This window comes from Rhizobium sp. T1470, from assembly GCF_042140505.1.
GTDB lineage: Bacteria > Pseudomonadota > Alphaproteobacteria > Rhizobiales > Rhizobiaceae > Rhizobium > Rhizobium favelukesii.
In genome coordinates this window covers 504,216-530,921 of the sequence record NZ_CP148094.1, presented here as the reverse complement: position 1 = coordinate 530,921, position 26,706 = coordinate 504,216, and the positions used below count along the sequence as shown (strand labels likewise).

The window sequence follows — 26,706 nt, the reverse complement described above, 5'->3', positions numbered from 1 at the left end:
ATGGCTGCCTCCGTCGTCCGCCTGAAGGTCACCCTCGATCAAGTCGATCCAATGGTGATGCGGCGTGTTGTCGTGCCATTCCGTATCAGGCTCAGTCGGCTGCACGAGGTGTTGCAGGCGGCGATGGGCTGGACCAACAGCCATCTTTATGAATTCCGCATGCGTGACGTCGGTTTTGGATTGCCTGACGAGGAATGGGGGGATGGTCCCATCGACGCTCGCAAAGTCTCGCTGCTGTCGGCAGTCCAGGACACCGGCGCGAAATCGTTCAAATACCTTTACGACTTTGGCGACGGCTGGACGCACAGCATCAAGATCGAGCGCACCTTCCCGGCAATCGGCACGGAAGGCCCGATGCTCCTCGAAGCGGCAGGACACTGCCCACCCGAGGACGTCGGTGGCCCATGGGGGTATCAGGAGTTCCGCGAGGCGCTTGTCGATCCGGCACACGAGCGACATGCCGAACTCGTCGAATGGTGGGGCGGCAGCGATTACGATCCTGGCAATGCCAACCTCAGCCAACTCAACAAAGCCGTCGACGATCTGGCTGCCAAATGGGCCCGAAGAGCGCGCCGAAAAATCTGAAGGCATGCAAAAGGACCCAACTTGAACCGTATCACTCGATCATAACCCGGCTGAAGTTCACGCGCGAGCCTTCATCCCGCGTGATTGCTCGGATACATACTTAGCAATTCGTCCGCATGGCGCTTTTCGGTGAGCGGAAAAGTAACAGTCATGCGAGATCCTCCAAACAAAACAACTGCTCGATGGCAGAAATTAAGGCCGAAATCTTTCGCACTGCAACAAGAAAATTTTAATCACAGATTTAAAATCGATTAGTTTTTGAAGTAAAACTTTCAAATCGTTTAAAACGAAGGCTTCCGTGCGGCAACCAAGCTGCGACGGTTGTTCCCCCGAAGGGTTTAAGCCGTCGCACCGAAATCGATCCCGGTAAGATGTGGAACTCGCTGCAACCGTGTTTGAAACTCGCACAAGGTCGTTCGCTGATATCGCGGCTGTCCATGACGGGAACGGCCGGAGGAGATGCCTCGCTTCGATGACAGACGATACAATGAGCATGCCCAACTCGTAGGCAGACATTCGCAATCCAGCCATACGCCCGGGTGCCGGGAATATTTCTCAGGCTTTGAAACGGTCGAATGCCGTCAGACGCTTGATCGGTGGATCGGCCTCGTCCCAGCGATAGATTTCCGAGCGCAGATAGCCGAGTTCCTCATCAAGTGCGTCTTCAGCAAGCTCGATCCACCAGGATTTCGGACGGCCGTCACTGCCATCTGACCAGCGATAGCCGCGCGCCTTCAGGTGATCTTTCATATCGAAGGGGCTGTGCTCGGCGAAGACGCGGACGCGTGATCGCTGGCTTGCTTCGTAGAGCTCGGCAAAGGGCGTTCGCCTCGATTCTCTCCCGCCCTGCGCGAGAACCTCAAGCAGGGCAAAGCAGTCGTCAACCGCCCGATGGCCGTCATGAAAATAGCCCGCCTGCCCGATCAGATAACCGAGCTTGGTGCCTTCGAAGCCGCGAGACGCCCAATCGATTTCCGAAACCGAACAAGCCCACGGCTTTCCGGCGAAGATTGGAGAAAAGGTCTCGCAGAATGGCCGGTCGAAGCCCGCATTGTGCGCGATGACGAGATCGGCCGGATCGACTAGGGCACGGAGTTGCGACGTGTCGATCACCTGCCCCGCCACCATCTCGTCGGTAATGCCTGTGAGCCGTGTGATCTCTGATGGGATCGAAGCTGTCGGCTGCTGCAGGCCGCCATAGACGCCAGTGACGTCACCGATAGTTCCCTGATCGCTGAAAGTAAAAGCGATGGCGCCTATCTCGATGATTTCGTCTTTGCTATGATTAAGGCCGGTGGTTTCGGTGTCAACGATAACGCCATTGCGAGGATATTCCGCGCGGGAAAAACCGGCGACCGGACGGGGAATTAGCCGGCGAAGGATCCTATAGTTGCCGCTCTCTTCCAGATGTCGCACCATGTCCTCTTCGCTACGAGGTCTGCCATCGCTCCGCTTCATCTCCGACCGCAGTCTTATAACAGTCCCGTCGTGTTCCGCCGAGGTCTGTGCAAACATGTCAAGTTGTGATGCCATCGCGCTTCCGACGTCCCTCAAGGTGAAGCAAGCGCCCACAATAGGGAACGGATGGTGTGAGGACAACAGGTCACATGATGGCACTCATCGCGTGGTCTTATTGCCGGCGCTTTCAATATGGATCGGCCGCATTGGCGGGTTTCGCTCACGTTTGTTGGACCCTAGGTTCGATGCTCACCATATTGACGCGTTATCTGCTGGAGCTACATATCAATTGGTGAGTGCGGGCGCGGAGGTGCCTCTTGGATCGATCGCTGTTTCTCGCCAGACTCGTAGGACCGACATTCGTCGCGGTCGCGCTCGGCATGCTGATCAATCTCGGCATGTATGAGAGCATGATCGTAGAGGGGCTGCGCGCTGGCATCCTTCTCTATCTTTCCGGCTTACTGTCGCTGCTCGCCGGCCTCGCAATCGTCAATCTGCACAATAGATGGAAGATGGAATGGCGCGTGATCATCACAGTGCTGGGCTGGCTGATGACAGTCGGTGGCGTTATCCGCATCGTCTTACCGCAGGTCGCAATCGCGGTAGGTTCGATGATCTGCAGCGGCGCCGCCTCTACCATCGTGGTGGCGCTGATAGCCGGTACGCTAGGTGCTTTCCTGAGCTTCAAGGGTTACACGCGGCATGCTTGACTTAAAAGATCCGGATTGGCGCGAACGAGACATCCCTCCGGGGCTACTTCTGGTCCATTGCGCTCATTCGCGGACTGGCCGATGGATGTCCGCAATGCTTTCGCCGAAAGCGGATGATCCCTGAAACACCGCGGTAGCTCGCGGCGACCTATGCTACGCTCTCGGCTTGGCTTCGTTCCGCGCACTATGACAAGGTCGGATTCGTATCCTCAATGCACCGTGACGATGGATCGTTTGATCCCGCGCGATTGCTTACGGGCTGGGCTTCGCGGCCCAGCCGACATAGGTGAGCCAGAGGCCGATCAGTACGGCGACGCCGAAGCCCATCTGCACAAGCGACTGCGTCCTCATCGACACAGCCGCGCCACGCTGGATCAGTTGCGGCGTGGCCAGGAGCACTGCGCCGCGCAGCGCTAGGAACCAACCAAACAGGGAAATTACGATCGCCGCGGCGCTCGACCAATATTGATGGAACGCGATGATCAGCAGACCACCGAACAGCAGCAGCGCGCCGGCAAACCACACGATGAGCGGAGTCTCGAAGAAGCTGGACACCCGCGTCCGCGCTTTGGATTCCGGTGTGGCGGGCATGGACTTCCTTCAACCACCTTCGCTCGGTGGACATGCGTTTTCATATACTTTATATTCGGGACATACCGAATATGTCAAACAAGCACATGACGTCCACTGAGCAAAGCTTCATCGAGGAGGCGGCGCGGTTGCTGATGCCCTGGGGCGTGCCCCAGACAGCGGCGCGCCTTTACGGCTATCTACTGATCTGCGCCGAGCCAGTCAGCCTCGACCGCATCACGGCCGACCTCGAGATCAGCAAGAGCAGCGCCAGCGTCGCCGCGCGGTTGCTGGAAGCATATACACTCGCCCGGCGTCACAGCGAGCGCGGAAGTAAACGGGCCTTATACGCGGTTTCCGACAATTACGAAGGCATGCTGACCGAGCAGAACCGCCTGCTCGATGCGCTCGCCGATCTCCTGAAGAACGGAGCAGGTACCGTCGCATCGGGAGCAACGCGGGACCGCCTCGACGAAATGGCGGAGTTCTACCTCGCGATACGCCAGGCAATGGAGACAGCGCTCGGGCAGTGGCGCACAAAGAAGCCGCGATCCTGATCGACGCGCTCGATCGGCGTTCCCCCGCTTAGGGCCAAAGCCGGTCTGGCAATATCTCGTGGAAGGAGTGAGCAACATGGAACAGGCAGAAAAGCCCCGGGAGCCGAGTGCAATGTCGCGCAGCACGGCAATTGCCTATGCGATCGGTCTGCCGCTTTCGCTGCTTGAATTGATCTTCCTGCCGGCCGGCACGATCGCTTGGCGGCCCGGATGGATATTCCTTGCAGTTCTGTTTTTGGGTTTTGGCACTTCGGCCCTCGTGCTCGCCCGGGTCAATCCCATTATTTACCGCGCGCGCAGCCGGTTTCAGGCGGGCACGAAAAGCTGGGACAAGGCGCTGCTTGCGGTCATCCTGCCGGCGATGGCGGCGGTCCTACCGGTCGCCGCGCTAGATGCCGGGCGGTTCCATTGGTCGACTGTTCCCGCCTGGGCGGTGCTATTGGGCTATATCGGTGTGGTCGTGGGCATCGCCGTGACCGGATGGGCGCAGGCGGTGAATCCGTTCTTCGAGCCTGGCGTCCGAATCCAGTCCGAGCGACATCAGCGTGTGATCTCCATCGGTCCCTACCGCTTTGTGCGTCACCCCGGGTATATCGCCGCGCTGTTGCTCTTCTTCGGCATGGCGCTTGCGCTGGGCTCATTCTGGGCGCTCGGTCCCGCTGCGCTGGCGGCAGTGCTACTCGTCTTGCGCACATGTTGGGAAGACCGGCTGTTGCGGGCCGAGCTTCCTGGATATAACGATTATTCCAATCGGGTGCGGTGGAGATTGGTCCCCGGCGTCTGGTGAAGGCGGCGATTCAATATCGGCTGCAGGGTCAATGGCGGGCTTACGCTCGATCGATTCAACTGACGGAAGTGACGCTCGGCGACGTGACCGAAGCCATTTGGACACTGGTCGAACCTTCCTGTGCTCGTCTGATTGCCTCCTCCAGCTCGGACTAGGCGTCGGGCACGCCAACTGCCGGAAGCGCAGGTCAAGTCGATATCGCACACCACACGCGCGCAGCCGAAAGCGAATTGGCTTCTCGAAAGAGCTGTCTCACCGCTTTGTGCGGGGCATTGGATTGGGATTGCCTCCTTCAGCAGACCTTGCCTTTCGCGTGTCGTACAAACCCTGTCCAAGCGACAGGCGCGTCAAGCGAGAGGGAAGTTGTTGCCTGGACGTCAGCGGGAGCTTCCTCTCGAAGGCACCCTCGACAATAACGAATTTGGTCTCATTGCTTGCAGCATGGACAGAGTCGGTCCTCCACGGCTTCGTTACCGCCAGGGCACGCTCGCCGATGAGGCGCAAGCAGTGCTCAAGGCCGAAAACGCCATTTCGACAGTTAATGCCGCGTGCTAGTTTCCCTCGGCGGCCTGCCAGTTTCGCGTGTTTTCGGCTGGAATTAACGCCCGCCGAATCCGGAGCTAATGGCGATGCCCCGGTAGATCACCTTCTGCAGCACGACGGCCAGGAAGATGCCCGGCAGCATGGAGATGGCCGCGCCGGCCATGATGTAGTTCCACGACGTGCCCTGCTGTGTCTGGAACAAGGTGAGCCCGAGCGGCAGCGTAGCTTTGTCCATGCCGTTGGTGATAATCAGCGGCCACAGGAAGCTTTTCCACTGCCCCATGAAGGTGAACAGCGCCAGCAGGCCGATGGCCGGCATTGCAAGCGGAACGATGATCGTGACCAGGATGCGCAGGCGCGAAGCCCCGTCGATCATCGCCGCCTCGTCGAGATCCTTGGGAATGCCGAGAAAGAACTGCCGCAGCAAAAATGCGCCGAAGGAGCCGAACGCCATCGGCAGGATCATGCCATGATAGGTGTTGACCCAGCCGAGCTTACTGACCACCAGGAAAAGCGGGATGACCAACATCACCTGCGGAATCATCAGCGTGCCGAGATAAGCGAGCAGCAGACCCTCCCGGCCGGGAAACTTCAGCCGGGCGAAAGAGTAGGCGGAAAGGCACGACACCGCAATCACGATCGCCGTGACGCCGCTAGCGACCACGAAGGAGTTGAACAAGAAGGTTCCAAACGGCAGGGAAACCAATGCTTCGACGAAGTTTCCCCATTGATACTCCTGTGGCAGGATGCGGACCGGTACGGCCAGGACTTCCGCGTTGGAGCGTACCGCGTTCGACACCATCCAGAAGAAGGGGAAGAGGAACAGTAGCGCGATCAGCGAAAGCGCGGCGTAACTGACGAACGTGCCAATGCGCCGCAGGGTTTTGTTCCGCGACACAGAATCCGGGTGCAAGGCGCCCTCGCTAGTCGTCATAGTGCACCCATTTGCGCTGCATCTGGAATTGCAGGATCGTCAAGGCCATGATCATGACGAACATCACCCAGGCCAGTGCCGAGGCGTAGCCCATCTGGAAGTTGGCGAAGCCCTTCTGGTAGATGGCAAAGCCGAGCGTGGCTGTCGCCGAGCCCGGGCCGCCGCGGGTCATCGCATAGATCTCATCGAACACCTGCAGCGAGGTGATGGCCGTCATCACGGTGGCAAAGAAGATCGTCGGCGAGATCAGTGGCAGGCGGATGCGCCAGAAGCGCTGCCAGGCGTTGGCGCCGTCAATCGTCGCGGCCTCTAGATAGTGCTTTGGCACGAGGTCGAGCGCGGCGTTAAACATCACGACATTGTAACCGACATTGGCCCACAGAGTGACAAGCACGATCGCCTGCATGGCCCAGGTCGTGCTGAGCAGGAAATTCGGCAGGCCGAGGCCAAGCGAACGGATGAGGCTGTCGGCCAGTCCATCAGGGGTGAAGATGAGCAGCCATACCACCGACGCTGCGATCGTGGGGGTAAAGGTCGGCAGGAAGAAGATCACCCGGAAGAGCGCCTTGCCGTGCTTCAGGCTCGATATCCAGACAGCAAGCGTCAACGAGACGATGATGTTCAGCGTCAGATACTCGACGGCGAAGAAGAGTGTGTTGCGCAATACGGTGTAAAAGGCCGGATCAACGGTGAAGAGGCGGACATAGTTCTGAAAGCCGGCAAAGGAGGGCGTCGAGATCAACTGCCAGTTGGTGAAGCTGAGCGCCAGCGACGCCAAGATCGGCAGCGCCATGAAGGCGATGAAGCCGAGGAAGCTCGGCAGCAGGAACAGTATTGCCGTCTGCGTATCTGGCCTCAGAAGGCGCCGCGACTGACTGGGCTGCATGGGAATTTCGGCGACGGCGCTTTCTGACATGTTTTCCTCCGTGCGCGGCAATTCCTGCCGCGGCGAGAGCTATTGTTGTGCGAGGCTCTGGATGGTCTCCATCGTCTGCTTGGCGTCGGCACTGCCGGCGAAGGCCGGAGGAAAATACTGGTTGAAGAGGTTTTCCACCGCCGCCCAATTGCTGGTGATCGCATAGGGTATGGAATGCGCCAACGAGTAGTCGAGGGCCTCGCCACCATTGGTGATGTCTTTGGCCGCCACCTGGTACCAGGACGATTGCGCAGCGGTGCGCGCCGGCAACGCACGCCCTTTCTCAGCGAGGTACGACAGCGCTTCTGGACTGGTGAGCACCTGAATCGCTTTCCAGGCCGCATCCTTGTTCTGGCTGGTGGTGGAAATGCCGAAACCGGAGCCCGCGGTTACGGCCGCCAGTTCGCCGGCGTCGCGTGGCAGGGTGGTGAGACCGACCTTGAACTTGACCTGGTCCTTCATGCCAATGATGGACCAGGGACCATCGACATACATGGCGATATTGCCTGAATTGAACCGACCCTGGATGACCGTGCCAGCATCGTTGCCTGACGGCACCAGCGGCGCAATCTTATCCTTGGCAGCGAAGCCGATCACCCTGTCGGCTGCGGCAATGGCAGCCGGATTGACGAGGTCGAGCTGCCCGGCGTCATCGATGTATTTGTCGCCCCAGGCCGAAGCCATGACCGAATAGTTGACCGGGGCGACGCCGAAGCCGTAATTGCCGTCCTTTGTCAGTTTCTTGGCAGCGTCGGTGAACTCCGCAAGCGACCAGCCCGGCTTCGGCAATGGAACGCCGGCGGCCTCGAACGCGTCCTGGTTATAATAGATAACCCATGGACCAACGTCGTAAGGCAGGCCGTAAAGCTCCTTGTCGACCGACATCCCACCGATGATCGAGGGAGTGAAGGCGCCAATGTCGAGCTTGTCCGCCTTTATCCTCTCATTGAGGGGCTCGAGCAGCGAATAGAAGTTCGGCATGCGCAACGACTGCATGGAGACGATGTCGGCCAGCTGGCCCGACGCGGCTAACACCGGCAGCCGGGTCCAGTAGTCGACCCAGCCCGTCGTCTGCAGCGTCACTTTGATGTCCGGGTGCTTGACGCTCACCATGTCGGCCAGGTGCTGCCAGGTTTTGGTATCGGCTTCTGAGCCGGTCCACATCTGCCAGGTCAGGTTGACCTGATCAGCCGACGCGGCCGTAGCAAAGAGGCTGCCGCCGACTGCGGCGAGCAACAGCGCTTTCTTCAGAACCTTCATGGGATTCTCCTCCCTCCATGAATGCAATGGATACGCAGTGGGGTCGAACGCTAAGGTTTCAGGATGATCTCGATCACCGGCACGGTGACATTCGGCCGCCGTACCGGCAGTTCGAGCGTGATCATGCCTTCCGGCACAGTCACGCCGACATTGGAATCCACCTCCTTGATGTGGCTTAGCCAGCGCACTTCACTGGCGTCGTGCAGGAGCTGCGCATAGGCGATCTTGTCGGAGATACCCTCGATGTGGATGTGGCGGTATGGCCAATCGCAGACGTGCAGGTAGAGGCGGTTGCCGCGTTGGGTGTAGCGGCAGCCTGACGGCACCGGATAGTCGGACGGCCCGGCTTCATAGATGGAGCGCCCGTTAAGGGCCATCCAGTTCTGGTAAACCTCAAGCGCGCCGATGGCGCGCGCATCGAGCGTACCTCGGCCGGTCGGACCGACATTCATCAGGAGGTTGCCTCCCATGGCGACGGAATCGATGAGCAGCTTGATGATCTGTTCCGGGCTCTTCCAGGTGTCCTCGTCGCGATGATAGCCCCAGGAACCGCTGAAGGTATGGCAAGCTTCCCAGCGCACGGGCTGACCCGCGATGGTGGGCGCCACCCGCGGCGTATACTGCTCCGGCGTCACCATGTCGGGCAGGGTGTTGGCGTCGAGCGGCAAATCGAGGCGGTTGTTGACAATGATGCCTGGCTGCAACTCGCGCACCAACTCAACCAGGCGCTCGCTCTCCCAATCGGCGCGTCCCTTGCCGGACAGGCCGCGATATTCCCGTCGCGGATAGCTGAAATCAAACCACATGATGTCGATGCGGCCGAAGTCGGTCAAAAGCTCGCGCACCTGTTCGCGCATATAGGCGGCATAGTTGGCCATGTTGCGGCCGGCATTCAGCGCCTTCGCATCAGGATGGTTGCGCAGCGGATGATGGACGTCGATCGGGAAGTCCGGGTGATGCCAGTCGATCAGCGAATAATAGAAGCCGATTTTGAGCCCCTCGGCGCGGAACGCCTCGACCAGTGGGGTCAGCAGATCCTTGCCACAAGGCGTGTTCGTCGCCTTGTAATCCGTCACCTTGCTGTCCCACAGGCAGAATCCTTCGTGGTGCTTGGTCGTCACCACGACATATTTCATGCCGGCGAGGCGGGCCCGGCGAGCCCATTCCTTGGGCTCGTAGAGATCGGGGTCGAAATTATCGAAGTAGCGCTGGTATCGCTCATCATCTAGTTCCTCGCGGTTTTTCAACCACTCGTGCCTGGCTCCCAGTGCGTAGAGGCCCCAATGGATGAACAGGCCCAGACGGTCGCGACTGAACCATGCATGCTTGTCCACCTCCCCGGATGCCGGATTCCCCGACTGATGCATTGCAATCGCCACAGGCCTCTCCTCCTCGTTTCCGGTTCAAGCCCTCGTATCGAACCGGTTCGGCATCTTGATCATCTTCCTTGATATCCTGGCTGTCAAGCAGGAATCAAGGTTCACGCAATTTGAACGAACGCCTTGAAACGCAGGCAAATTGAGCAGCGGTGTGTTGCGCAGGCAAGAAGAATCTGTCACAAGAAGGGCTTAGAACCGGTTCGATCATAATGGCCACCATCCGAGATGTAGCGCGCCTTGCGGGAGTTTCGATCTCGACCGTCTCGCTCGCGCTCAACAGCCCGAAGCGGGTCGGCGCCGAGACGCTCGACCGCATTCAGCAGGCGGTAAAGTCAACCGGTTACCGCGTCGACCCGGTAGCACAGACCTTGGCACGCGGACGCAGCTCGCTGATCGGCTTTGTCTCAGCCAATCTGGGAAATATGTTCTTTGGTGACATCCGCCGCGAGATAGAACACCAGGCGCTGGACAACGGCTATTTCGTTCTGATCGCCGACTCCTCCGGCAAGGCGGACCTTGAACGGGCGTTGCTGGAGCGGCTGGAAGCGCAGAAGGTGGCCGGCATCGTGCTGGCGACAAACGGGCGCGGCGAGGATTACGCCGCATTCCTTCGCGACTTCAAGACCCCGATCGTCATGTTTGACCAAAGGGTGGAAGGCGCCGAGCGCGACTTCGTCGGCTCCGACAACCCGCTAACCACCACGATTCTGACGGAACACCTGCTGCAGCTCGGTCATAGACGCATCGCCTTCATCTCGGGCCCGGCCGGACTGTACACCGCCGACGAGCGCTTGACGGGCTATATGGAAGCGATGGCCGGTGCTGGCGTGGAAGTCGACCTTTCGCTGGTGGTCGAAGGCGGCTACACGCGGGCCGGCGGCCATACCCAAGCGATGCGCCTGCTGGCTCGCCGTGATCGACCGACCGCCATCATCGGCGCCAACAACATGATGGGCCTTGCGGCCCTGCAGGTGATGCAGGAGATGGGCTTCCGCTGCCCGGACGACGTGTCGCTGGCAATGGTCGACGACGTTCCTTGGAGCAGCGTGATCACGCCCCGCATCACGATGGTGGTACAGGACGCCCAAAAGCTCGGCGAACTGACAGCACAGCGCCTGCTGGCAAGAATCCAAAGTCCTGAAGGCGCCGCCGCGCGCCCGCAAGACCTCATTCTAACACCGAGATTCGTCCGCGGAGAATCAACCAAGCGACTCTAACGCTTTTCAAGGACGTCATCGGGAAGACACCCACCTGGCAGTTTTCAAGCCGCAAAGCCGTCCCGGAATGTTGCCGGGCCACCCGACCGAGCGCGCGCCCTTCTTCAGGAACTGGTCTCGCCCACCACGAAAACGCCGTCCGCGTCACCGAGCGTCCCTACCGCATAGGCCCGGACCCCCGATAGCGACTGCATCCGATAAGGGCGCTCCAGCCCAGCCGCTCGGCAATCAGCCAGCCAGTCTTGCGTTCTGCTCCCACAGCAAGGTGTCAACGAAGGCGTCACTCGATACGTGCAAGGCGCGACCACGAACGACCCGTCCCAGTCGCTCGAACGGAGCAAAAATCCAATCACTCAAATTTCATCCGAGATGAAATTGCTTCACATCATGCCACCCATACCACCCATGTCAGGCATGCCGCCGCCAGCGGATTCCTTCTTGGGCAGTTCAGCGATCATGGCTTCGGTGGTGATCAGCAGCGAAGCAACCGAAGCTGCGTTCTGCAGAGCCGTGCGCACAACCTTGACCGGGTCGACGATGCCCATGGCGATCATGTCGCCATACTCGGACGTCTGGGCGTTGTAGCCATAGTTGTCTTCGTTCTTTTCGAGGATCTTGCCGACAACGATCGAGGCTTCGTCGCCTGCGTTTTCAGCGATCTGGCGCACCAGCGACTGCAGCGCCCTGCGGACGATGTTCACGCCGGCTTCCTGATCCTGATTTTCACCCTTGGAGGTGATCTTCGTGGACGAACGTAGCAGAGCGACGCCGCCGCCCGGTACGATGCCTTCCTCAACGGCAGCGCGCGTCGCATTGAGCGCGTCGTCGATGCGGTCCTTCCTTTCCTTCACTTCGACTTCCGTCGAACCGCCGACGCGAATGACGGCAACACCGCCAGCGAGCTTGGCAAGGCGTTCCTGCAGCTTTTCGCGGTCATAGTCCGAAGTGGTTTCTTCGATCTGAGCCTTGATTTGGGCAACGCGGCCTTCGATGTCGGACTTGGCGCCAGCGCCGTCGACGATCGTCGTATTTTCCTTGGAGATCGAAACCTTCTTCGAACGGCCGAGCATGTCGAGCGTTACGGATTCGAGCTTGATGCCGAGGTCTTCGGAGATGACCGTACCACCGGTCAGGATCGCGATGTCTTCGAGCATGGCCTTGCGGCGGTCGCCGAAGCCAGGAGCCTTGACGGCAGCAATCTTCAGGCCGCCGCGCAGCTTGTTGACGACGAGGGTCGCAAGCGCTTCGCCTTCGACGTCTTCAGCGATGATGAGGAGTGGATTGCCGCTCTGAACGACAGCTTCGAGAACCGGAAGCATTGCCTGCAGGTTCGAGACCTTCTTTTCGTGCAGCAGCACGTAAGCATCTTCCAGCTCGGCCACCATCTTCTCGGCATTTGTCACGAAGTAGGGGCTGAGGTAGCCGCGGTCGAACTGCATGCCTTCGACGACTTCGAGTTCGGTTTCGGCGGTCTTGGCTTCTTCAACGGTGATGACGCCTTCGTTGCCGACCTTCTGCATGGCGTCGGCGATATAAGCGCCAATTTCCTTTTCGCCGTTTGCCGAGATCGTGCCGACCTGGGCAATCTCTCCAGACGTGTTGATCTTCTTGGCCTTGGCCTGGAGATCCTTGACGACTTCAGCAACGGCGAGATCGATGCCGCGCTTCAGGTCCATCGGGTTCATGCCAGCTGCGACCGCCTTGCCGCCTTCGCGAACGATCGCCTGGGCGAGAACCGTTGCAGTCGTGGTGCCGTCGCCGGCGATGTCGTGGGTCTTCGAAGCAACTTCGCGGACCATTTGGGCGCCCATGTTCTCGAACTTGTCTTCCAGTTCGATTTCCTTGGCGACGGTGACGCCATCCTTGGTGATGCGCGGAGCGCCGAAGGACTTGTCGAGGATGACGTTACGACCCTTCGGGCCGAGTGTTACCTTCACTGCGTCAGCGAGAATGTCGACGCCCTTGAGCATCTTTTCGCGCGCGGCGCGGCCAAACTTGATTTCTTTAGGTGCCATTTTGAGAACTCCTGAATAGGGTTGTCAGCGACTTCGGATAATGAGCAAAACGGCTGGATCAGCCGATGATGCCCATGATGTCGGCTTCCTTCATGATCAGAAGGTCTTCGCCGTTGATCTTGACTTCGGTGCCCGACCACTTGCCGAACAGGACGCGGTCGCCCGCCTTGACGTCGAGAGCGACGACCTTGCCGGACTCGTCACGAGCGCCGGAACCGACGGCGACGATTTCGCCTTCCTGCGGCTTTTCCTTGGCGGTGTCGGGAATGATGATGCCGCCCTTGGTCTTTCCTTCGGACTCAACGCGTCGGACGACGACGCGATCGTGAAGGGGGCGGAAATTGGTGCTTGCCATTTGTCTAATCCCTTTGATCATCCGCCGGTCAAACGACTGACGCGGCATTGGCCGATGAAGCGTTTTCGATAAAGTCGTTTTTCCCTGGCGTGCATCACCTGGCTCCTGGCCTTAGATTTCGGGCAATCGCTTGTGTGCCCTGAGGCATGACGCCCTCTGTTTGAAGTAGGGTTTGATGGCCCCAATCAACAGCGCCCTGAAAATGACCGCTGAAGATAAGACGATGTGCCTAAATTGCCTGAGCGGCAATGAATTAATTTAAGACAACGCCGACGCACACGGCAAGATTGGCTTCGATCTCGCTGTCCGGATCATGGTCCCGGCGCCGGGCTTGAAAAGGATCCGCACGAATACAGACAATTCGACTTCAGGCGGTGCGGGCCGTAGTCACACATGAAGGGGTGGTCGGGCTCGCACCTTTACCTATCTCCGCTGGAGATGGAATTTTGAAAGGTATCGACGTGAGCCGCGTTTTCATTACTGGATCAACCGACGGACTGGGGCTGGCTGCGGCCTGCACCTTGATAGACGAAGGCCATGAGGTCGTGTTGCATGCGCGCTCCAACGACAGGGCCTCGGCCGTCGCAAATCTTAGAACCAGAGCCTTGGCGGTGGTCATCGGCGATCTCAGCAGCGATGCGGAGACGCGTTCCATTGCTGAACAGGTCAATGAGGTCGGACAGATGGACGCCGTCATCCACAATGCCGGCATCTACTCCGAGAGGAGCCGTGGGAACACACCCGAAGGTCATGCGAAGATCCTGGCTGTCAACACGTTGGCACCATACCTGCTCACGGCATTGATCGACCGACCTGACCGTCTGGTCTACCTTACCAGCGGCATGCACCAGAGTGGCGGTAGCTCCACCGATGATATCGACTGGAAAACGCGCGCTTGGAATACAAGCCAGGCCTATTCCGAAAGCAAGCTTCACGTGGCCACCATCGCAGCGGCCGTTGCTCGGCACTGGCCCGATGTCCTCAGCAATGCGGTGGATCCCGGCTGGGTGCCAACCAAGATGGGCGGTGCCGGAGCGCCCGATGATCTTCAAATGGGTCATCAGACCCAGACCTGGCTGGCGACGAGCGACGACGAAGACGCAAAGATCAACGGTGCCTATTGGCATCACCGCCAGCAGCGTCGACCCGCTGCGGAAGTTACAGGCCCGGATTATCAGGACAGGCTGATGGCTAGGCTGGCACATCTGACAGGCGTCAGGCTGTTTTGAGCGTTCGGGACGCACTGCTCTTCAGGAAGGGGACGTCGTCGAAGGCCCTTGGTCATCGGTTGTTCTTCGGGCAGCGCTGGGTTTCTTCGTGGAACTTTCGGGCTGCATCGTCATCCCTCCTCTCCGAGCGCGGGCCGTGTGAACCGGACGCGGCTGGGATGGTGATCACAGCGGTTTTCCGGTTTCTCGCTGCGGGCAACGAGACGCCAGGCGAGCAGTTGTAGCGAATTTGCTCTGTGGGCGATCCAACGCGCGGGGAATCGTGACGGAAGAAGGCACCACCGCTGCGATGGCCGCACTCGTGATATGATGAGGAAGCGCTAAGCACTCACCGCGGCGGACATCCCAGCGTCAACCGGACCACGCCATGACAACCATGTGGGATTGAACCATATTCGCCGCACGGCAATGACCTGAGCAATCTTCACTGCTCAATTCATCACAGCCCCTTGGCTGTCCATGCACTTGTGCTCGGGACGGTCAATGCCCCTTACAAGCGGGTTATCTCCGCAGAGGAGCTGGCACGAGCGTTGAGTTCGCCGAGACTCATGGCATCCCCCATGTGGAGCTGGAGAACATATACGCGACAGTGAAGCGGACGACGGGCGAGCGGAACCCCGATGTGGAGGCCGCGCTTGTCGCAGTGGCACGCGCTACTTGATCGAGCGATACGCGGTCTGGAATCCCTGAAGAAATCGAACGTCGCCGTTGCGCGTCGCAAACACAGCGGTAAGGCACAGCCGATCCCCTCAACCGGCCCGATGTCGAGTGCCGCCAGTTTAATCCCATCACCCAGCCAATCGATCAATGTGGCGCTTTTCTATCCATCCTTGATCTCAAGCGTTCGGATCGATCCACAGGTCGCCGAAGCTCCAGTTCAGCCCCTGCGATCCCGTAACGAAGTTCTTCACCCGCTTGTTGGCAACGATCTGCGCACCAGCAGCAACGAGGTCGACGGAAGCAACTTCGTCGTGGATGAGATGTTGGAATTTGCTCCAGGTCTCCCATCGCTTATTCTCATCCGGCTCTATCGCAGCCGCCTCGAGCAGCGCGTCTGCCTGAGCATTGGCGTAGTGGCTCGCATTCGAAAACGGCAGGCCGATCTTAAAATTCTTGCTCCAATAGGCGCGCTGGACGCCGAGGGAAGGATCGAAGGTGTTCGAGAGAGACTCCACCACCAAGTCGAAGGCCCTGTCGGCGTAGACAGTCTTCAAGAATGTGGGGAGGTCGTACTTTTTGATCTCGATGCCGATGCCGATCTTTTCCAACTGGCTTTTCAGGACATCGGCATAGCCTTGCGGCAGATAGGAATTGTATGTCAGCCGGAGATCGAAGCGCTTTCCGTCCGACTTGCGCGGATAGCCTGCCTCGTCGAGGAGCTTTTCGGCAGCGACGGGATCAAACCGATGCGCCACAACGCTTGGATCGTACCACTTCGGCAATGCCGTACTGACGGGGCTCGGCGAAACCTGCGCATAGCCGTAAAGCGCAACATCGACGATCTCTTGCAGATTGATTGCCTTGGCGATGGCAAGCCGCACCTCGCGCTTGGCGAACAGCGGATTGTCGTAGTTGAAGAACAACTGCTGCTGCGGACCTGAATAGGCGTAGGTGGTGGTGTCAACGACAAGATGGGGATCCTGTTTCAACCGGTCGAGGTCAGCGAGCGGCACGGGATTGTCGCCTATGTCGGCCTCGCCCGTCTCCAAGGCGGCAGACCGCGCTGCCGGATCCGTCACCACGCGCAGGATGATGCGATCGAGATAGGGCTTTCCGGCATCCCAGTAGTCCGTGTTTCGCTCGAAGATCAGATGGCTGCCGGGCACCCATTCCGTCAGCTTGAAGGGCCCGGTGCCGATCGTGGTCTGCAGGGTTTGGCCATCGCCCGGTGCGAGCCTCTCGAAGATATGCTTCGGAACGATCGGCGATTCCGAACTCGATTGTGCCGCTAGCAGGAAGGGTGCGGGCTTGGATAGTACGATGATGGCGGTAAGCGGATCAGGTGTCTGGACTTCGACGACATTCTGGTAGGTGATGCGACCGCGCGGATGAGCCTCCTTCAGCCGCAGGATCGAAAAGGCAACGTCGGCGGAGGTGAAGTCGGCTCCGTCATGCCATTTGACACCCTTACGGAGCTTGAACGTGTAGCGCAGATTGTCTTCAGAGACGGCCCAGTCGGTTGCCAAGAGTGGCTGCGGCTTGACGTCGAAGTCAAAGGTCAGGAGCCCCTCGACGATCTTCGGACCGATGGCCTGGCCGGTTCCCGACGACGTGTTGATCGCAAGCAATGCGTTGCCCGGATCCACGCGGTAGATCCAATTCAAGGTGCCGCCGGAAGCTGGCGCGGCGCCCTGCCCGAAGGAGATCGACGGAAGAAATGCACCCGCGCCGGCAAGCAGAATTAACTGATTGAAACTACGACGGTTGATGGACACGCGAAGGCTCCTCTTGGTTCCGAAATGGTCCTCGACAGAAGCATCCGTCTCGCGTGCCGAAACACGAAGTCAAAGTTTCTTCTCGCATGGGAAAGAATAACTGCGCGCAGAAGATTTTTCGTCCCGCTGACGAGATTGCGAGAATGCGCATGCTCCGGCAGCTTCGCACCGAGCAGGACGATTGCGCCGGCGAAGCAAAAAGGGAAACGAAGAAATATCGTATGCAGCGGCAAACCCCGCAAAAGGATTGGCAAAAACCGTATCGTAGGGCGCGATGGTCGGTGGGCCGGTTCGCGCGGTACGGATCAAAAACCAGCGAGAAACCTGTTGTCCGGCCGTGTCAGGCCGCCGAGGCTCGCGCAGCCTTGTACCCTCGTCCCTGCCCGAACAGCCCTCGCCATTGCCCGTCGGCTCGAAACCCGAAGCGCCACATTCGTGGACAAGAGAAACGACGTTCGGTTGGGAAGCTTGAAATTCGCTGCTCTCAACTGCGCCAGCGCAGGAGCCTTGCTTCGGCCGCGCCAGCCAGCCTGTTGAGTGCAAACCCGACGAGGCCGAGAATGATCACGCCAACCATCACCAATGCCATATCGAAACGCTCGCGCCCGGCAATCACAAGGCCGCCGATGCCTGGGCCCACCGCGAGGAAGTATTCCGCGCCAACCGTTGCCAACCACGAGTATATCAGGCCGAGGTGAATGCCGGTTGCGATCGCCGGCAGGGCCGAGGGCAGGTAGATTCTGGTGATGCGCTGCCACGGGCTGAACCGCAGCGAACGGCCGACCTCGACCAGATCGGCTGGCGCGCCCTTGATGCCGTCATAGGTGTTGAGAGCGATGGGGATGAAGGCAGCGAGCGCAACAAACACGACCTTCGCCTGCTCACCAAAACCGAACCATACCGAGATCAGCGGAATCCACGCCAGCAGGGAAATTTGTTTGAGGCCGTTGAAGGTCGGCATGATCAGCCGATCCCCCGTTCGGGTAACGGCGACCAGCGTAGCGAAGCTGACGCCGAAAACGCAGCCGATCAGGAAGCCGGCAAGATTGCGCAACAGGCTCGATCCGAGCTGTCCCGTCAGACCATTGTCGATGATCTCGCGCTTGGCCGTCGAAATGACATCCTCGATGGATGGCAAAAAGCGTGGATCCACGAGCCCCAAGCGGCTGGAAGCTTCCCATGCGACGAGAAGAAGAAATGGAAGCGTGAGGCCCCGCCGGAGGCGGACGGTATCCGTTGATGTGGCGGCCATCGTTTAAAGCCCCTCTTTCTTCCAGCGCTGAATGAAGACCTCGGCGCCACTCAGTCCTTTGTCCATCGCAAAGCCGATGAGCCCGATCACAATCATCGCGACGATCACGGTATCCAGCCAGAACATCTGCCGGCCCCAGACGAGCAGGTATCCAAGCCCTTCGGACGATGCCAGCAACTCGACGCCGACGAGCGATGTCCATGCGTGCGTGAGGCCGTAGCGGATTCCGGTGAAGATCGACGGAACGGCAGCGGGCAGAACGATCAGCCGAAGCGTCTGCCAGCGGCTGAAACGCAGCGCCTTTCCGACTTCAATATACTTGCCGGGAACGTTGCGGATACCCGAGAAGGTGTTGAGCGCAATCGGGACGAGCGCCCCCTTGGCGATGATGATGATCTTCAGCGTCTCCTCGATACCGACCAGCAGCATGAGGAGCGGAATCCACCCAAGCGTCGGGATCTGCGCAAAGGCGAGGAAGAGCGGTTTGATATAGTCTTCGGCGCGTTGCGACAGCCCCATGGCGATGCCAAGCGCCAGACCGAACACCGCACCGATCGCAAAACCGAAGATCACGCGCCGCAAGCTGACTGCGGCGTGATAGAGCAGTTCACCGCTCGCAATCATATCGCGGCCCGTCTGCAGCACATAGGCGGGTGCCGGAAGGATCTGCTCTGGCAGCCACCCCCTTGCGCAGGCAAGCCACCAGACTGAGATCAGCAGTACGGGAAGAAGCAAGGCTAAGAGCGAAAAGAGCAGTCCCCTGAGATATCTCGGCCAGTCCTTGATGCCGTCATGGCCAGAACGTTCAAGATAGGTTGCCATTAGCCTGCTACTCCGGTCCCGGTTTACGAGGCGACCGGCTTGCCGTCGGCGCCGTAAGCCTGCCAGAAGTGCAGCAGGCCGAAGCGCTCGATCGCGCTGTTCAGGTAACGTGGCTCGAACCAGCCTTCGAGGTCGACATCGCGGCGGATGAGCCCGAATTCCTTGCTCTTTTCGCCCTGCTCCTTGTACTGCGAGACGAGGAGCTCATCGATCAACGGCGAATTGCGATAGGCAAGCGCATCGCCCTTGAAGTATTCCTCGAGGATCGGAACCGGCGTTCCGGACTTGTGCCACAGTTCGAGAAGGGCTGCGCGATTGGGCTCATCGGACGACCATTGCGCCGCCTTGACGAACGCATCGACGACCCGCTGGGTAATCTCCGGATGGGCATCGATAAATGCCTCCCGGCCGATGATACCCGCATTGCGACCAAAGCGCGGATCGTCACCCTTCGTCGTGTAGATGACGTCGGCGGCACCCTTGGCGGCAAGGTTGATCAACTGCGTGTCGCCGAAGGCCGCATCGATGTCTTTGCTGGTTAATGCAGCAACCGTGCCGGCACTGTCGAGGTTGACGACCTGAACGTCGCGCTCCTTCAAGCCGTGCGCCTCGAGAACCTTGATGGCGGCGAGATGACCGTTCGTGCCGCGTTGGAGGGCAATCTTGCGACCCTTCAGATCCTCGATCGACTTGATGCCGGAGGCTTTCGCCACGGCGAGATAGAGCGGCTTTCGCGCGCCGCTCGCAAGGAGATACTTCGTCTTCAGACCGTTGGCGCGGCCGATCAGCGAAGGAAGATCGCCCTGATAGGCGAAGTCGAGCTGGTCATTGGCAAAGCCTTCATTGACGGCAGGGCCAGCGCCCTTGAAGAAGGTCCACTCGATCTTAACGTTCCGATCATTGGCGAATTCCTTTTCCAGAAATTCACCGGCCCGTGCGGTCGCGGCAGAGGTGCCTTCCGCATAAGGCCGATTGTCGACGCCGATGGCGGCATAGCCGACATGAATAACCAGCGGCTCCTCCGCCTGGCCCGTGACCGGCGCGGCGGCAAGCATCAGGGCGAGGCTGACGGCCAGTCGTGACAGAAATGCGCGTTTCATGATTTCTCTCCGTTTTGTGAAGCTTACCTCGCCAGAGCAACCGTGCGTTCGGTGCGACCGCCGTCATCGGATGGCTTAGACCCCTTGGCCTGGGACTGCGTGTTCTCGCCCGTCGCATGAAGGCTTTTCAGGACGCGATCGCGCGCACTGGCAATCTCGCTGGATGTGCGGCGGCGCGGACGCGCCAGCCTGACCGGTATGATTTCACGGATGCGGCCTGGGCGCGGTGACATCACGACGACGCGGTCCCCGAGATAGACCGCCTCTTCGACGTCATGCGTGACCATCACCATGGTGATGTTTTCCTTGGCCCAGATCTCCTCCAGCTCGTCCTGCAGATGCGCCTTGGTGATGGCGTCGAGCGCGCCGAAGGGCTCGTCGAGCAACAGGACGTTTGGCCGACTGACGAGGCCACGGGCGATACCGGCGCGCTGCGCCATGCCGCCCGACAGCTGGTACGGGTAGACATTGGCAAAGCGGGAAAGCCCGACCAGCTCCAGATGGTCGCGCACGAGTTCCGACTTTTGCGCCTTTGGCAGTCTGCTGTTCAAAAGGCCAAGGGAGACATTCTTCTCGACCGTGAGCCAGGGAAAGAGGCGCGGTTCCTGAAAGACGATGCCGCGATCGAGGCTAGGCTCGTTGACTGCCTCGCCCGCATGGCGAATGGTGCCCGATGTCGCGACATCCAGACCGGCGAAAAGACGCAGCAACGTCGACTTTCCGCAACCGCTGGCGCCGACGATCGTCACGAACTCGCCTTCGGCAATATCGAGGTTGATATCGTCAAGTGCGACAAGCGGCTCGCCGTCGATTTGGAACTGCCGGGTGATATGCTCGACTGTAAGATGGGGCCGGTTCATTTTGTGCCCCTACTCTGCCGCGGCCTGAAGGCGCGCCGGATGTTGAGGTACGCTGAGCCCGAGATTCTCTCGCAGGGTCCTGCCCTGGTATTCAGTGCGAAACAGACCACGCCGCCGCAGTTCGGGCAGCACCAGTTCAACAAAGTCTCGCAGTCCGACCGGCAGGTGTGGCGGCATCACATTGAAGCCATCGGCGGCGCCGGTCGTAAACCAGTGTTCCATCTCGTCCGCGATCCGGCTCGCCGTTCCGACAATCTGCCAATGCCCTCGCGCGCCGGCGACCCTCAGATAGAGCTGGCGGATCGTCAGGTTTTCGCGTCGGGCAAGGTCGCCAAGCAGCTGTTGGCGGCTCTTGCTCGCGTTCGTCTCAGGCACGCCGGGAACGGGACCATCCAGAGGATATTTCGAAAGATCGACGCCGCCAGCCATGCCATTCAACATCGAGAGGCCGACGACCGGGTGAATGAGATCCTGGATCTCCTGGAATTTGCCTTCGGCTTCCGCCTGCGTTCGGCCGACAACCGGGAAGATCCCCGGCATGATCTTCAGCTCGTCGGGCCGGCGTCCGTATTTGGCCAGGCGGCCCTTGAGGTCGATATAGAAGCCCCGCGCATCCTCGATCGTCTGATGCGCCGTGAAGACGACTTCCGCGGTGCGCGCGGCAAGCTCCTTGCCTGGTTCCGACGATCCCGCCTGTACGAGCACGGGATGGCCCTGGGGCGCTCGGGCAACGTTCAGGGGTCCTCTGACCTTGAAGAACTTGCCCTTGTGATTGAGAATATGCTGCTTGTCCGGATCGAAGTAGATGCCGCTTTCCTTGTCGCGCAAGAACGCATCTTCTTCCCAGGTATCCCAAAGACCGCGTACGACGTCGGCAAACTCTTCGGCGCGCTCGTATCGCTCCGCATGCGCATAGTGTTCATCACGGCCGAAGTTATGCGCCTCGTGCTCGCTGGAGGAGGTAACCAGATTCCAGCCCGCGCGTCCGCCGCTGATGTGGTCGAGCGAGGCAAATTTCCGGGCGATATGGTAGGGCTCGTTGTAGGAGGTGGACGCTGTGGCGACGAAGCCTATGTCTTTTGTCACCGTGGCGAGAGCCGAGAGTAGCGTAATCGGCTCGAACTGCGCCACGTAGCGTACCGCGGTCCTGCTCAGAGCGTCGATGTCGGTACCGCGAGTACCGACGCCGTCCGCCATGAAGATGAGATCGAATTTTGCCGCTTCGGCGAGTTGCGCAAGCTCGATATAGTGAGCGATGTTGGAACCGGCATCCGCTTGTGCCTCCGGATGCCGCCAGGCAGCCACATGATGGCCTGTCGGATACAGGAAGGCGCCAAGTTTGAGCTGTCGTTGCGCGGTACTCATATCAGCCTCCGTCGTCAGGAAGACGATAGGCTAACAGCACAAAGTATTATCTATAGAAATAGTATTCTATTTAGCTCGACGAAGCAGGATTTTTGCAATCGGCAACGCCGCGTTTCGAATGACGACGTTCTGCTGCCGCGCAAACCACGGCGATCTTGTCCATGGCGAGAATGGCGTTTTGCAAACTCCGAAAAGAATTTCTTTCCGTAAAATCAATCAGATATTTCTGGACTTGAGCAGTCAGCCGGCCAACCGTTGGTGCCGAAGGTAGGGGCACATCCCTGCTCCGACATCCGGGAGGCAGTATGCCGTTCGAAACAGACGTTGATGACCCACTCTTGGCGAAGGCTACTGAGCTTCGCAAAGCATTTCATCTCGATGCCGTCGAGAGAGACAAGCAGGGCGGTAGACCTGTCGAGCAGATCAGGCTCTTGAAGGAAAGCTCTCTTCCCTCCGCGCAGATCGCTAGGGAATATGGCGGCCAGGGTGCATCGTGGTTGACGATCCTGCGGATCGTCAGGGAGTTCGCCAAGACGGACGGCTCGCTCGCCCATCTTTTCGGCTATCACCATCTGCCGCTCAACCTCATCCTGTTTCGCGGTTCGGCCGCCCAGAAGGAAAAATGGCTGATGGGTTCCGCGGCGGGCAATTGGGTCTGGAGCAATTCCGGAAACGCCATGTCGAGGACATCATCGGGTGAAAAGACGGCAATGGGCTGGGTCATCAATGGCAGCCGGCCATTCTCCTCGGGCTCGCATGTCGCCGACTACATTCAGATCTCCTGGGAGAATGCCAAGGGCGCTCGGCTGACCGCTGCCGTGCCTGCCGATCGCGAAGGCATTGTCATCGAAAACGATTGGGATGGCATTGGCCAGAGGCAGACCGGAAGCGGTACGGTGCGTTTCGTCAATCTTCAGGTTCATGACGACGAGCTGATCAGCTCGCCTGATGTACCGCTGACGCCCTATTCCTCGCTCACGTCACTCCTCCAGCAGAGTGTTCTGCTCAATGTCTTCATCGGCAGCGCCCAGGGCATGCTGGAGGAGGGTCGCGCCTATACGACGAGGAGTTCGCGGCCTTGGATCCATTCAGGCGTAGAACGCCATGTCGACGATCCATGGATCAAGCGGCAGTACGGCGATCTCTATATCCGCACCTTGGCGGCAACGGAACTCGCGGACAAGGCGGCTCGCAGTCTCGACGTGGCTTACGCCCAGGGTCCCTCGCTGAGCCTCGCCGACCGTGGCGCAGCTGCAATCGATATTGCAACCGCCAACGTCTATGCCGGCGAAGTCGGCCTTGCCGTCTCGAGCGAGGTTTTCGAGCTGATGGGCGCGCGCTCGGCCACCAATGCCAACGGCTTCGATCGGTTTTGGCGCAATGTCAGGACCCATACGCTCCACAATCCCGCCAGGTACAAGAAACGCACCGTCGGCACCTGGCTGCTGACGGGCGAATTTCCCGTGCCGGCGATCTATCGCTGAAAGGAACAGCAGTGGCGAGACGCAAGGATAAGATCAAGCTCGGCGCTTTCCTGCTCTTTACCGGCCACCATGTCGCCGCATGGCGCCACCCGAAGGCATCGGTCGGCACCGAGTTTGAACACTATCTGGAACTGGCAAGGCTTGCCGAGGCTGCGAAGTTCGACACGATCTTCTTCGCAGATGGTGTTGCCGCACGCATCAAGGACGTCGAAGCGGCAAGCCGCAATGCCCATAACGGTGTCTATCCCTTCGAGCCGGTCACTCTGCTCTCGGCGCTGTCGTCGGTTACCCGCAACATCGGCCTGATCGCCACCGCCTCCACCAGCTACTCCGACCCCTATAATCTTGCTCGGCAATTTTCCTCACTCGACCGACTAAGCGGCGGCCGGGCCGGCTGGAACCTCGTGACATCCTCGGATCCGGATGCGGCCTACAATTTCGGCCACGAGACGCAGATCCTTCACTCCGATCGCTATGAGCGGGCCGAGGAATTTGCAGATGTCGTGCTCGGCCTTTGGGACAGCTGGGAAGACGACGCCTTCCTGCGCGACCGCCAAAGCGGCCGCTATTTCGATCCAGCCAAGCTGCATCGCCTCAATCACAGCGGCCGGCACTTCAAGATCCGTGGCCCGCTCAACATTCCCCGCTCGCCGCAGGGGCGACCTGTCGTCGTCCAGGCGGGTGCCTCCGAACCCGGCAAGGAGCTTGCAGCCCGAACAGCAGAAGCCATCTTTGCTGCCCAGATCACCTTGGAGGAAGCCACCGGCTTTTACGCCGACGTGAAGGCAAGGCTCGCGAAATACGGTCGATCGCACGAGGATCTGAAGATCCTGCCGGGTATTTTCCCGACCGTTGGTCACACGCAATCGGAAGCGCAGGAAAAGTTCGAATCGCTTCAGGAGCTCATTCAGCCCGAGGTCGGGCTCAACCTGATTTCTCAGCTTTCCGGCGTCGATCTTCGCGACTTCCCGCTAGACGGGCCGGTGCCGGAAAATCCGCCTTCGACAAATGCCGGCAAGAGCCGGCAGGCGCTCGTTCTGGACCTCGCCCGCCGCGAGAACCTTTCGATCCGTCAGCTCTATCTGCGCATCGCCGGCGCGCGTGGTCACTGGCAGGTCGTCGGCACGCCAAACGAGATCGCCGATGCCTTGGAAGAGCGCTTCGAGAACTACGGCGCCGACGGGTTTAACATTATGGCGCCGATCATGCCGGGGGGACTTGCCGATTTCATCGAACTCGTCGTGCCGGAGCTACGGCGTCGCGGTCTCTTCCGCCACGAATACGAGGGGGCCACGCTGCGGGAAAACCTGGGCCTCAAACGTCCCGAGAACCGCCTTGCTGCCAACGGCGGCGCAGTCGCGGCTGAATAGGAGAACAACAATGAGCCGCGACAAACTGTTTCTCATCGCACCCGGCTTCTCGGCCCCGAAGCGACCTGGCCAGACGTTCATCTGCCCTTACTGCAATGCGATCGAAGGGTTGCTTGCAAGCTTCCCCGAGCTTGCATCCCGGATCGACGTGGAGAGAGTCCCCTTCCCTCGTCCGCGAACGCGCGTGATCGAGGCGCTGGGCGAAGAGAACCAGTCTTTGCCGGTGCTGGTTCTCTCCGCCAACGCGCCGCCCGATGCTGCCGATTGGAAAGGCAAGCGTTTCGTCACCAAGACCGGTCGCATTCTCGAGCTGCTTGCCGAGCGGCACGGTTTTCCACGACTTCACGACTGATACCAGCGTGAGCGATCTCTGACTCTTTTTGAGGTTTCCAAATCAGTTGAGTTCTGAATCAATACCGCAAACGGAGGTTTGCGGATGACATCAGGAATTCCACTGCGCGATGACTTCGACGGCTTCGCTCTTCGGGCGTTGGCCAAAGGCACGAAGGATGCGGCACAGGCTCGGCGGCTTCTTGCCCTTGCCGAAATCTATGATGGCCATTCCCGCAGCGATGCGGCCAGGATCGGAGGCGTGACCCTGCAAATTGTCCGCGACTGGGTTATTCGCTTCAATGCGCGTGGCCCGTCGGGGCTCATCAATGGCAAAGCACCCGGCAATCAAGGAAAGCTTTCCGACGTGCATCGCCAGGCTTTGGCAAAGATCGTCGAAAGTGGCCCGATACCGGCGGTGCATGGCGTTGTGCGCTGGCGGCGCAAGGATCTTGCTCAATGGCTGTTCCAAGAATATCGGATATCCGTCGATGAAACGACCATTGGCCGCGAATTGAAGGCGCTCGGCTTTGCAAAGCTGTCTGCCCGCCCGCGCCATTACGCCCAGAACGAAGGCGACCTGGAGAGTTTTAAAAAAAGTTCCCCGCCACACTGGCAGCCATCAAAGGCAGGCTCCCGAAGAACGTCGAGATTGAGCTCTGGTGGGCCGACGAAGCTCGGATAGGCCAAAAGAACAAGATCACCCGGCGATGGGCACGCAGGGGAACAAGGCCTTCGGCACCACACGATCAACGCACGATGTGGACCTATATCTTCGGCGCTATCTGCCCCAAGAAGGGCAAAGGTGCGGGTCTCGTTCTTCCCTACTGCGACACCAGCGCCATGAACCAGCATTTGATCGAAATCAGCCAGGCCGTCGATGACGGCGCTCATGCCGTGCTGATCGTTGATCAGGCGGGGTGGCATGTCACGCCGAAGCTCGATGTGCCCGACAACATCACACTGCTCTTCCTGCCGCCACGCTCGCCCGAATTAAATCCCGTCGAGAACGTGTGGCAATTTCTGCGTGACAACTGGTTGTCCAACCGGATCTTCAAAGATTACGAGGACATCGTCGCCCATTGCTGCGACGCATGGAACAAGCTGGTCGCTCAGCCGTGGAAGATCATGTCGATTGGAATGCGTGACTGGGCGCACCGGTTTTGATTAGCG

24 protein-coding genes are annotated in these 26,706 nt (G+C 59.6%); 10 read left to right on the top strand and 14 right to left on the bottom strand.

Going from position 1 to position 26,706, the window contains the following annotated elements:
• The gene (locus tag WGT02_RS36915; RefSeq protein ID WP_208245634.1) at positions 1-585 is read left to right on the top strand and encodes a plasmid pRiA4b ORF-3 family protein; all 585 of its coding nucleotides are present in this window, start codon (positions 1-3) and stop codon (positions 583-585) included.
• A 555-nt stretch (positions 586-1,140) separates the two neighbouring features.
• Here WGT02_RS36915 and WGT02_RS36910 read toward each other — a convergent pair.
• Complete coding sequence (locus WGT02_RS36910) at positions 1,141-2,043, bottom strand: 3'-5' exonuclease (RefSeq protein ID WP_375680024.1); 903 nt, start codon at positions 2,041-2,043, stop codon at positions 1,141-1,143.
• A gap of 317 nt (positions 2,044-2,360) precedes the next feature.
• Here WGT02_RS36910 and WGT02_RS36905 point away from each other — a divergent pair, with 317 nt between their 5' ends.
• The gene (locus WGT02_RS36905) at positions 2,361-2,753 is read left to right on the top strand and encodes a hypothetical protein (RefSeq protein WP_208245201.1); all 393 of its coding nucleotides are present in this window, start codon (positions 2,361-2,363) and stop codon (positions 2,751-2,753) included.
• Between the two features lie 252 nt (positions 2,754-3,005).
• Here the strand turns inward: WGT02_RS36905 and WGT02_RS36900 are convergent, their stop codons facing one another.
• Complete coding sequence (locus tag WGT02_RS36900) at positions 3,006-3,344, bottom strand: hypothetical protein (protein ID WP_024316636.1); 339 nt, start codon at positions 3,342-3,344, stop codon at positions 3,006-3,008.
• Positions 3,345-3,415: 71 nt separating this feature from the next.
• On the opposite strand from WGT02_RS36900, the gene WGT02_RS36895 reads away from it, so the two are divergent.
• Both WGT02_RS36895 and WGT02_RS36890 read left to right on the top strand, forming a co-directional pair.
• Positions 3,416-3,880 carry a GbsR/MarR family transcriptional regulator gene (locus WGT02_RS36895; protein ID WP_024316635.1) on the top strand — a complete coding sequence of 155 codons (465 nt, stop codon included), beginning with the start codon at positions 3,416-3,418 and terminating at the stop codon, positions 3,878-3,880.
• A gap of 112 nt (positions 3,881-3,992) precedes the next feature.
• Positions 3,993-4,667, top strand: coding sequence for an isoprenylcysteine carboxylmethyltransferase family protein (locus tag WGT02_RS36890; protein WP_024316634.1), 675 nt, complete (start codon positions 3,993-3,995; stop codon positions 4,665-4,667).
• 598 nt (positions 4,668-5,265) lie between these two features.
• Here the strand turns inward: WGT02_RS36890 and WGT02_RS36885 are convergent.
• From WGT02_RS36885 to WGT02_RS36870, 4 genes are read right to left on the bottom strand one after another with little or no spacing between them, the layout of a single operon-like run.
• Entirely contained in the window at positions 5,266-6,144 is an 879-nt protein-coding gene (locus tag WGT02_RS36885) for a carbohydrate ABC transporter permease (RefSeq protein WP_024316633.1), read from the bottom strand.
• Entirely contained in the window at positions 6,134-7,060 is a 927-nt protein-coding gene (locus tag WGT02_RS36880; RefSeq protein WP_024316632.1) for a carbohydrate ABC transporter permease, read from the bottom strand. Before WGT02_RS36880 ends, WGT02_RS36885 begins: the two co-directional genes overlap by 11 nt.
• A 39-nt stretch (positions 7,061-7,099) precedes the next feature.
• Positions 7,100-8,320, bottom strand: coding sequence for a sugar ABC transporter substrate-binding protein (locus WGT02_RS36875; protein WP_208245205.1), 1,221 nt, complete (start codon positions 8,318-8,320; stop codon positions 7,100-7,102).
• Positions 8,321-8,370: 50 nt separating this feature from the next.
• The gene (locus WGT02_RS36870) at positions 8,371-9,687 is read right to left on the bottom strand and encodes an alpha-L-fucosidase (RefSeq protein ID WP_029710224.1); all 1,317 of its coding nucleotides are present in this window, start codon (positions 9,685-9,687) and stop codon (positions 8,371-8,373) included.
• 221 nt (positions 9,688-9,908) lie between these two features.
• On the opposite strand from WGT02_RS36870, the gene WGT02_RS36865 reads away from it, so the two are divergent.
• Positions 9,909-10,916, top strand: coding sequence for a LacI family DNA-binding transcriptional regulator (locus WGT02_RS36865; RefSeq protein WP_024316629.1), 1,008 nt, complete (start codon positions 9,909-9,911; stop codon positions 10,914-10,916).
• Positions 10,917-11,296: 380 nt separating this feature from the next.
• On the opposite strand, the gene groL is transcribed toward WGT02_RS36865, so the two are convergent.
• A complete protein-coding gene (gene groL / locus WGT02_RS36860; protein ID WP_208245207.1) occupies positions 11,297-12,931 on the bottom strand; it encodes a chaperonin GroEL in 1,635 nt (544 codons plus the stop codon).
• A gap of 58 nt (positions 12,932-12,989) precedes the next feature.
• Positions 12,990-13,286 carry a co-chaperone GroES gene (gene groES, locus WGT02_RS36855; protein ID WP_037120589.1) on the bottom strand — a complete coding sequence of 99 codons (297 nt, stop codon included), beginning with the start codon at positions 13,284-13,286 and terminating at the stop codon, positions 12,990-12,992.
• 461 nt (positions 13,287-13,747) lie between these two features.
• Between groES and WGT02_RS36850 the strand changes: the two genes are divergently transcribed.
• Positions 13,748-14,515 (top strand): SDR family NAD(P)-dependent oxidoreductase, encoded by a 768-nt coding sequence (locus WGT02_RS36850; protein ID WP_208245636.1) that lies wholly within the window; start codon positions 13,748-13,750, stop codon positions 14,513-14,515.
• An 836-nt stretch (positions 14,516-15,351) separates the two neighbouring features.
• Here the strand turns inward: WGT02_RS36850 and WGT02_RS36845 are convergent.
• The 6 genes from WGT02_RS36845 to WGT02_RS36820 all read right to left on the bottom strand — a co-directional run bounded on the left by WGT02_RS36845 (position 15,352) and on the right by WGT02_RS36820 (position 22,349).
• Complete coding sequence (locus WGT02_RS36845) at positions 15,352-16,950, bottom strand: ABC transporter substrate-binding protein (RefSeq protein ID WP_024315080.1); 1,599 nt, start codon at positions 16,948-16,950, stop codon at positions 15,352-15,354.
• 484 nt (positions 16,951-17,434) lie between these two features.
• Positions 17,435-18,202: an ABC transporter permease gene (locus WGT02_RS36840; RefSeq protein WP_208245209.1), complete on the bottom strand. Its 768-nt coding sequence runs from the start codon at positions 18,200-18,202 to the stop codon at positions 17,435-17,437.
• 3 nt (positions 18,203-18,205) lie between these two features.
• Positions 18,206-19,024 (bottom strand): ABC transporter permease, encoded by an 819-nt coding sequence (locus WGT02_RS36835; protein WP_024315078.1) that lies wholly within the window; start codon positions 19,022-19,024, stop codon positions 18,206-18,208.
• A 23-nt stretch (positions 19,025-19,047) separates the two neighbouring features.
• Positions 19,048-20,124 carry an ABC transporter substrate-binding protein gene (locus WGT02_RS36830; protein ID WP_024315077.1) on the bottom strand — a complete coding sequence of 359 codons (1,077 nt, stop codon included), beginning with the start codon at positions 20,122-20,124 and terminating at the stop codon, positions 19,048-19,050.
• A gap of 23 nt (positions 20,125-20,147) precedes the next feature.
• Positions 20,148-20,984 carry an ABC transporter ATP-binding protein gene (locus tag WGT02_RS36825; RefSeq protein ID WP_024315076.1) on the bottom strand — a complete coding sequence of 279 codons (837 nt, stop codon included), beginning with the start codon at positions 20,982-20,984 and terminating at the stop codon, positions 20,148-20,150.
• Between the two features lie 9 nt (positions 20,985-20,993).
• Positions 20,994-22,349 carry an LLM class flavin-dependent oxidoreductase gene (locus WGT02_RS36820; protein WP_208245211.1) on the bottom strand — a complete coding sequence of 452 codons (1,356 nt, stop codon included), beginning with the start codon at positions 22,347-22,349 and terminating at the stop codon, positions 20,994-20,996.
• Positions 22,350-22,654: 305 nt separating this feature from the next.
• Between WGT02_RS36820 and WGT02_RS36815 the strand changes: the two genes are divergently transcribed.
• The 4 genes from WGT02_RS36815 (at position 22,655) to WGT02_RS36800 (ending at position 26,700) form a co-directional block, all read left to right on the top strand.
• On the top strand, positions 22,655-23,833 hold the full coding sequence (locus tag WGT02_RS36815) for an acyl-CoA dehydrogenase family protein (RefSeq protein ID WP_208245213.1): 1,179 nt from the start codon (positions 22,655-22,657) through the stop codon (positions 23,831-23,833).
• Positions 23,834-23,844: 11 nt separating this feature from the next.
• Positions 23,845-25,203, top strand: coding sequence for an LLM class flavin-dependent oxidoreductase (locus WGT02_RS36810; RefSeq protein WP_208245216.1), 1,359 nt, complete (start codon positions 23,845-23,847; stop codon positions 25,201-25,203).
• 10 nt (positions 25,204-25,213) lie between these two features.
• Positions 25,214-25,555, top strand: coding sequence for a DUF3088 domain-containing protein (locus tag WGT02_RS36805; RefSeq protein WP_208245218.1), 342 nt, complete (start codon positions 25,214-25,216; stop codon positions 25,553-25,555).
• Positions 25,556-25,639: 84 nt separating this feature from the next.
• A protein-coding gene (locus WGT02_RS36800; RefSeq protein WP_208245220.1) for an IS630 family transposase occupies positions 25,640-26,700 on the top strand; the annotation gives its coding sequence in 2 pieces (ribosomal slippage) (positions 25,640-26,132 and positions 26,132-26,700; 1,062 coding nt in all).
• The last annotated feature ends 6 nt before the right edge of the window (positions 26,701-26,706 follow it).